Genomic DNA, 6,735 nt, shown 5'->3' on the forward strand with positions numbered 1-6,735 from the left:
CTGCGGGAGGGGGAAAGGTCACCCCATCTCCACCACCAGCTTCCCGATCGCGCCGCGCGCGGCCATTTTCGCGATCGCATCGCCGCCGCGGGCCAGTGGGAAGGTTTCGGTAACGCGGGGCGCGATCTTGCCCTCCTCCCACAGGCGGAACAGGTGATCCATATGCGCCGCGTTCGCCTTCGGATCGCGCGCCGCGAACGCGCCCCAGAACACGCCGCACACGTCGCAGCTCTTCAGCAGAGTCAGATTGAGCGGTAGTTTCGGGATGCCCGCGGGGAAGCCGACGACGAGATACCGCCCTTCCCAGGCGATCGAGCGCAAAGCCGGCTCGGCATAATCGCCGCCCACCGGATCGTAGATCACGTCGAAGCCGGTTTTGCCGCCTGCCGCCTTGAATTGATCCGCCAGCGCCTTGGATTGCGCCTTGTCGAACGGCGCGCGCGCATAGACGATCGTTTCGTCCGCGCCGGCCTGTTTCGCCGCCGCCGCCTTCTCGTCGGACGATACCGCCGCGAAGACACGCGCGCCGAACGCCTTGCCAAGCTCGATCGCCGCCAGTCCGACGCCGCCCGCCGCGCCCAGCACCAGCAAAGACTGCTCCGCCTTCAGATGGCCGCGGTCGAGCAGCGCGTGAATCGTCGTGCCATAGGTCAGGGTCAGCGACGCGCCCTCCGCGAAGCTGCGCCCCTCGGGCAGGCGATACATCCGCGCAGGGTCGACGACGACCTTCTCGACCAGCCCGCCATTCCCGATCATCCCGATGACGCGGTCGCCGACCGCCCATCCCTCGACGCCGTCACCCACCGAGTCTATGACGCCCGCGATCTCGCCGCCCGGCGCGAAGGGGCGTTCGGGCTTGAACTGGTATTTGTCCTCGATGATGAGGACGTCGGGATAATTGATCGCGCAGGCGCGCACCGCGACCAAAACCTGTCCCGGCCCAGCGACCGGATCGGGCGTGTCGCTCAGTTCCAGTGTTTCGGGTCCGCCGACCGCCCTAGACAGCAATGCCTTCATAACCGCGCCTCTCCGTGATCCAGGGGCGGCTTTCGTCGACCGCGCCCTCGTATTTCGAAATCGCGGTATCCCTTGCCAGCGTCAGGCCGATCTCGTCCAGCCCCTCCATCAGGCATTGCCGGCGGAACGGATCGAGCGTGAAGGCGAAGCGGTCCTGGTACGGCGTCGTGACGGTCATCGTCTCCAAGTCGATCGTGATCGGCTGATCCTGCGCCACCGCGATCAGCCGGTCGATCGCCTCCTGCGGCAGGACGACGGCAACGATCCCGTTCTTGAACGCATTGCCCGAAAAGATGTCTGAGAAACTCGGCGCGATCACCGCCTTGATGCCCATGTCGGCGAGCGCCCAGGCGGCATGTTCGCGGCTGGAGCCACAACCGAAATTGTCGCCCGCAATCAGGATCGGGCTGCCTGCATAGGTCGGATCGTCGAAGATATTGCCCGGCTGCGAACGCACCGTCTCGAACGCGCCGCGACCCAGACCGGTGCGAGTCACCGTCTTCAGCCAGTGCGCGGGAATGATGACGTCGGTATCGACGTTTTTCGCCCCCCACGGGTACGCTCCCCCGGAAACCGCGACGACCGGCTGCACGCGGATCAGTCCGCGCGCGTGGTCGCGGCGGCGGCGCGCGTCGTGGCGGCATAGGCGAACACGCCGCTCATCACCGCACCCATGACCAGCAAAGCAAAAACCTTCTTCATGACATTCTCTCTCTTTTCAAACCGTCATCAGATCGCGAACATCGGCCAGCCGCCCCGTCACCGCCGCCGCCGCCGCCATCGCCGGGCTGACCAGATGCGTCCGTGCGCCCGGCCCCTGGCGGCCGACGAAGTTACGGTTGCTGGTCGACGCGCAACGCTCGCCGGGGGGCACCTTGTCGGGGTTCATCGCCAGGCACATCGAACAGCCGGGCTCGCGCCATTCGAAGCCGGCACCCAGGAAGATGCGATCCAGCCCCTCGGCCTCGGCCTGACGCTTCACCAGCCCTGAACCGGGGACGACCAGCGCCCGCACGCCATCGGCGACGTGACGGCCGTTCGCAACCGAAGCGGCGGCGCGCAAATCCTCGATCCGGCTGTTCGTGCAGCTGCCGATAAAAACATGCTGAACGGCGACGTCCTGCATCGCGGTACCCGGCGTCAGTCCCATATAGTCCAGCGACTTGCGGGCGGCGGCCTGTTTCGACGGGTCGGTGAAGCTTTCCGGATCGGGTACGACGCCGGTGATCGCGACCACATCCTCGGGGCTGGTGCCCCATGTCAGTGCGGGGGCGATATCGCTCGCATCCAGCCGTACGACGCGGTCGTACACCGCGTCGGGGTCGCTCGGCAGCGTTCGCCAATACGCCACCGCGCGGTCCCAGGCCTCACCCGCCGGTGCCATCGGCCGACCCTTCAGATATGCGAACGTCCTGTCGTCCGGGGCGATCAGCCCAGCCCGTGCGCCGCCCTCGATCGACATGTTCGCGACCGTCAGCCGACCCTCGATCGACAGGCTGCGAATCGTATCGCCGGTATATTCGATGACATGGCCGGTCCCCCCCGCCGCACCGATCCGGCCGATGATCGACAGGATCACGTCCTTCGCGCTGACCCCGAAGCCGAGCGCGCCCTCAACGCGGATTTCCATGGTCTTGGAAGGCGTTAGGAGCAATGTCTGCGTGGCGAGGACATGCTCCACCTCGCTCGTTCCGATCCCGAACGCCAGCGCGCCAAGCGCACCATGCGCGGAGGTGTGACTGTCGCCGCAGACCAGGGTCGTACCGGGCAGCGTGAAGCCCAGTTCCGGGCCGATGACATGGACGATCCCCTGTTCGGCGGCGGTGGCGTCGATATAGTCGATGCCGAAATCGGCGGTGTTGCGCCGGAGCGCATCAAGCTGCTGCGCGCTTTCGGCATCCGCGATCGGCAAAATCCGTCCGGCGGCATCGACGCGCCGGGTGGTCGGCAGATTATGGTCCGGCACCGCCAGCGTCAGTTCCGGGCGGCGTACCCGCCGACCGTTCGCGCGCAGGCCGTCGAACGCCTGCGGGCTGGTTACCTCGTGGACCAGATGGCGGTCGATATAGATCAGGCACGTCCCGTCGTCGCGGCGTTCGACGACGTGCGCGTTCCAGATCTTCTCGTACAGGGTTTGCGGGCGGGGGGTCATGACGATATTCGCGTTAACCCAAACCACGCGCCGGTCAATCTTCCGGGTTGTTTCGCGGCATTTACAGCGGCGACAGGATCGCCCAGCTCGCAGGACCGACGATGCCGTCGGGAACGATATGATGCTGTGTCTGGAAAGCGCGGACGATCGCTTCGGTACCGGGGCCGAACGCACCATCGACAGGCACCCCGAGCAGACGCTGCAACGTCTCGACCGATTCCCCCGTCGCGCCTCGCCGCAAGGTCGGACGGCCGGCGGCGTCGACGAGCGCGATCGGCGAACGCGGCGCGAGCGTTCCCGCCATCGATTGTGCCACCTCCGCGCGAAACGAGTCCATGTCGAACAGCGGATCGGTCTTGCGTCCCTTCGGCAGCGCCCATTCCTTGTGCCCGCAGCACATGATCGCAGGCGCGCCGAGCCGCGTGAGGATCGCCGCGATCCCGCGCCGCAGCGCGTCCATCTGCACATCGGGCCAAGGCAGGTCGACCGGCAGCCCGGTATTCTCGGACTCGATCCCGACGAAGCTGGTATTGCCCGTCGTGATCCCGTGCCAAGCTCCGGGCCCCGCATGCTGCGCGAACCCGGCGGCGATGCAGTAGAAGGTGCCGTCGCGCCCAAGCCCCAGCTGCGACAGCGGCCCGGTCAGGTCGGGTCGGCCATTGGTGACGACGCCCAGACTCGGCATGTTGCCCGTCGCCGGACCACCGGTATGGTGGACGACGACACCCTTGGGAACGAAGCCATGGTTCAGCCCACGGGTCTGCCAGCCGGGGACCTCGGCGACCTTCAAGCCGGCGGACAGGAGGACGTCCTTCAGCCAGACGAGCGGGTAATCGGTCATTTCGTTCCTCCCGTCGCGGCGGGCAGCGCGGCATCGGCGGTGGTTTCGCTGTCGACAAGCGGAGTTTCGGAACCGCAGTCGCCATCGTCTGCGGTATCGAACGGCTTGGCCTCGGCCGCCGCCTTCGCCGCGACCAGATCACTGGGCGGCGGCGGCGGCGACGGCGCGGGCGGGATCTGGGGCGGTGGCGGTAGCGTGGCGGTCTGCACCGCCTGCCCGGCCTTTTCGAGCAGATCGGGCACCAGCCGCTCGGAAAATCCTGCGAGGAAGCCGAGCGTTACGAGTTGCATCCAGGGCACCGGGATCGAAGGATCGGTGGAGGGGTCCAGCTCGACAAATCTGAAATTCAGGAAAAGCCCGGCACGCAGCAAACAGACAAGGATCGCAGCCGAAATGAACCCAATCAGCATCCTCAGCACGGCATCGAATATATTGTCCGAGCCGACCGCGTTCGGGAGGATGGTACGCTTCGACAAACCGGTAGCGATAGAAAAGAAGGAACCGGCCAGTCCGCCCAGCATCGCGGTCGCCACCATGGTTCCGCCGGGCGACGTCCCCGCGATCGGAAGGGGTATCCAGGCCATCAGTGCAATGGTCAGGCTCGCGGCGATCCCGACCCCCAATGCGACGATCAGATAAACGAACCGCGCGAACGAAATACGGTCGTCGATGATCGCATTGCGCACCCGGTTCAATTGCAGGACCGCCCCCGCGCCGTCGCCTTCGAGCGCCAGGACCAGTGCGTCTGCCGTACTGCGGTCGAACCCCGCTACTTTATTGCAGGTATGGGCGTCGGTCTTTTTGCGCCATCCGTCGATCAGGGTGTTGATCTCGCTGCGAAGCGGCCCCAGCGGGGCCAAGGCAGCGCGTTGCGCCGTCTCCAGCGCGGGATCGTCGGCATATTGGACCAGCAATCGTCCGTCGGTCCGATAGACCGCATATTTTCCCGCCCTCATGGCATAGACCGCCGTGATCGGCCCGAAAATGGGATTTACCGCGTTCGGAACGATCGAATTTACCGTCGTATCTACCATCTCGGCCCCCGCCTTCGCGGATATGGACGCTAGTAAATACGCGGTTGGGCACCAGCGAAGACGCCGCCACTTCGGCGGCATCCGCATCGGTCAGACGGTATAACGCGCGGTCGTCTTCGCGGCGATCTCCTCGGCACTCACCCCCGGCGCGCATTCGATCAGGGCGAAAGGGGCCGTATGATCCGGCCGCCGGAATACCGCCAGATCGGTCACGATCATGTCGACCACATTCTTCCCCGTCAGCGGCAGCGTACAGGACGGGATGAATTTCGGGCTGCCGTCCTTCGACACATGCTCCATCACGACGATGATCTTCTTGACGCCGGCGACCAGGTCCATCGCGCCGCCCATGCCCTTGATCATCTTGCCGGGGATCATCCAGTTGGCGATGTCGCCGCGCTCGCCGACCTCCATCGCGCCGAGCACCGTCAGGTCGATATGGCCGCCGCGGATCATCGCGAAACTGTCCGCGCTGCTGAAATAGGCGGAGTTGGGCAGTTCGCTGATCGTCTGCTTGCCTGCGTTGATCAGATCGGGGTCGATCTCGTCCGGATAGGGAAACGGCCCAATCCCGAGCAATCCGTTCTCGCTTTGCAGCGTTACCGTCATGCCGTCCGGGATATTGTTCGCCACCAGCGTCGGAATGCCGATGCCCAGGTTCACGTAAAACCCGTCCTGCAGTTCCTTCGCGGCACGCGCCGCCATGTCGTTACGGGACCACGACATTATGCCGCCTCCCGTTCGCGCACGGTGCGAAATTCGATCTTCTTGTCATACGGCGCGCCGACGATCATCCGCTTCACATAGATGCCGGGCAAATGAATGCAATCGGGGTCGAGGCTGCCGACCGGCACCACCTCCTCGACTTCCGCGACACAGATCTTACCGGCCGTTGCCATCGGTTGATTGAAGTTCCTCGCGGTCTTTCGGAAGACCAGATTGCCGCTCTCGTCCGCTTTCCACCCCTTGATGATCGCCAGATCGGCGCGGATGCCGCGTTCCAGGATGAATTCCTCCGGTCCGTTCGGACCATCGAAGACCTTCACTTCCTTGCCCTCGGCAACCTGCGTGCCGACCCCGGTCTTTGTATAGAAGCCAGGGATACCCGCCCCGCCCGCGCGACACCGTTCCGCAAGCGTGCCCTGGGGGCAGAACTCGACGTCGAGTTCGCCGCTCAGATATTGCCGTTCGAACTCCTTGTTCTCGCCGACATAGCTGGAGATCATCTTCGCGACCTGACGCGTGCGCAGCAGCTTGCCCAGCCCCTCGCCATCGATACCGGCATTGTTGCTGGCGATCGTCAGCCCGGTCGTCCCGGCGTCGCGGATCGCGTCGATCAAACGTTCGGGTATACCGCAAAGCCCGAACCCGCCAGCGCAGATCGTCATGCCGTCGAACAGCAATCCGTCCAGCGCCGCCGCCGCATCGGGGTAGAGTTTCTGCGCCATGCCGCCTCCGTTGGTTGACCGGGATGTGGCATAGAAGCGCCGGCTTCGTACCGCAACCGGGCTACCACCGACGCACTATGCGATCGTTTGGTATCAAAACGCGAGTTTCAACCCGGGACGCCGCCAGCGCGTCTGACCAGCCAGCCAGTGCGGGAACACGTCACATACGCATCGCGCATATCTTCGCCGCCCCAGCAGATATTGGCGGTGAAGGGATCGTCGGGTCGCGACGAATTCGACCAG

At 65.1% G+C, this 6,735-nt stretch carries 7 protein-coding genes; all 7 read right to left on the reverse strand.

What is annotated here, in order from left to right:
• Positions 1-18 precede the first annotated feature (18 nt).
• On the reverse strand, positions 19-1,017 hold the full coding sequence (locus HUU99_RS11215) for an NADPH:quinone oxidoreductase family protein (RefSeq protein ID WP_174286674.1): 999 nt from the start codon (positions 1,015-1,017) through the stop codon (positions 19-21).
• A complete protein-coding gene (gene leuD, locus HUU99_RS11220; protein ID WP_174286675.1) occupies positions 998-1,609 on the reverse strand; it encodes a 3-isopropylmalate dehydratase small subunit in 612 nt (203 codons plus the stop codon). Before leuD ends, HUU99_RS11215 begins: the two co-directional genes overlap by 20 nt.
• 126 nt (positions 1,610-1,735) lie before the next feature.
• Entirely contained in the window at positions 1,736-3,169 is a 1,434-nt protein-coding gene (leuC, locus tag HUU99_RS11225; protein WP_174286676.1) for a 3-isopropylmalate dehydratase large subunit, read from the reverse strand.
• A 61-nt stretch (positions 3,170-3,230) separates the two neighbouring features.
• Positions 3,231-4,010 carry a peptidoglycan recognition protein family protein gene (locus HUU99_RS11230; protein WP_174286677.1) on the reverse strand — a complete coding sequence of 260 codons (780 nt, stop codon included), beginning with the start codon at positions 4,008-4,010 and terminating at the stop codon, positions 3,231-3,233.
• A complete protein-coding gene (locus tag HUU99_RS11235; RefSeq protein ID WP_174286678.1) occupies positions 4,007-5,044 on the reverse strand; it encodes a hypothetical protein in 1,038 nt (345 codons plus the stop codon). Before HUU99_RS11235 ends, HUU99_RS11230 begins: the two co-directional genes overlap by 4 nt.
• Before the next feature lie 90 nt (positions 5,045-5,134).
• Positions 5,135-5,770 carry a CoA transferase subunit B gene (locus HUU99_RS11240; RefSeq protein WP_174286679.1) on the reverse strand — a complete coding sequence of 212 codons (636 nt, stop codon included), beginning with the start codon at positions 5,768-5,770 and terminating at the stop codon, positions 5,135-5,137.
• Positions 5,770-6,492 (reverse strand): CoA transferase subunit A, encoded by a 723-nt coding sequence (locus HUU99_RS11245; RefSeq protein ID WP_174286680.1) that lies wholly within the window; start codon positions 6,490-6,492, stop codon positions 5,770-5,772. Before HUU99_RS11245 ends, HUU99_RS11240 begins: the two co-directional genes overlap by 1 nt.
• Positions 6,493-6,735: the final 243 nt, after the last annotated feature.

This window comes from Sphingomonas bacterium (assembly GCF_903642285.1).
In the GTDB taxonomy this organism is placed as follows: Bacteria; Pseudomonadota; Alphaproteobacteria; order Sphingomonadales; family Sphingomonadaceae; genus Sphingomonas.

What these genes read in the sequence shown, in the direction of transcription:
- HUU99_RS11215 (WP_174286674.1), bottom strand. Translation starts at nt 1,017, where the DNA reads ATGAAGGCATTGCTGTCTAGGGCGGTCGGCGGACCCGAAACACTGGAA.
- leuC (WP_174286676.1), bottom strand. Translation starts at nt 3,169, where the DNA reads ATGACCCCCCGCCCGCAAACCCTGTACGAGAAGATCTGGAACGCGCAC.
- HUU99_RS11230 (WP_174286677.1), bottom strand. Translation starts at nt 4,010, where the DNA reads ATGACCGATTACCCGCTCGTCTGGCTGAAGGACGTCCTCCTGTCCGCC.
- HUU99_RS11235 (WP_174286678.1), bottom strand. Translation starts at nt 5,044, where the DNA reads ATGGTAGATACGACGGTAAATTCGATCGTTCCGAACGCGGTAAATCCC.
- HUU99_RS11240 (WP_174286679.1), bottom strand. Translation starts at nt 5,770, where the DNA reads ATGTCGTGGTCCCGTAACGACATGGCGGCGCGTGCCGCGAAGGAACTG.
- HUU99_RS11245 (WP_174286680.1), bottom strand. Translation starts at nt 6,492, where the DNA reads ATGGCGCAGAAACTCTACCCCGATGCGGCGGCGGCGCTGGACGGATTG.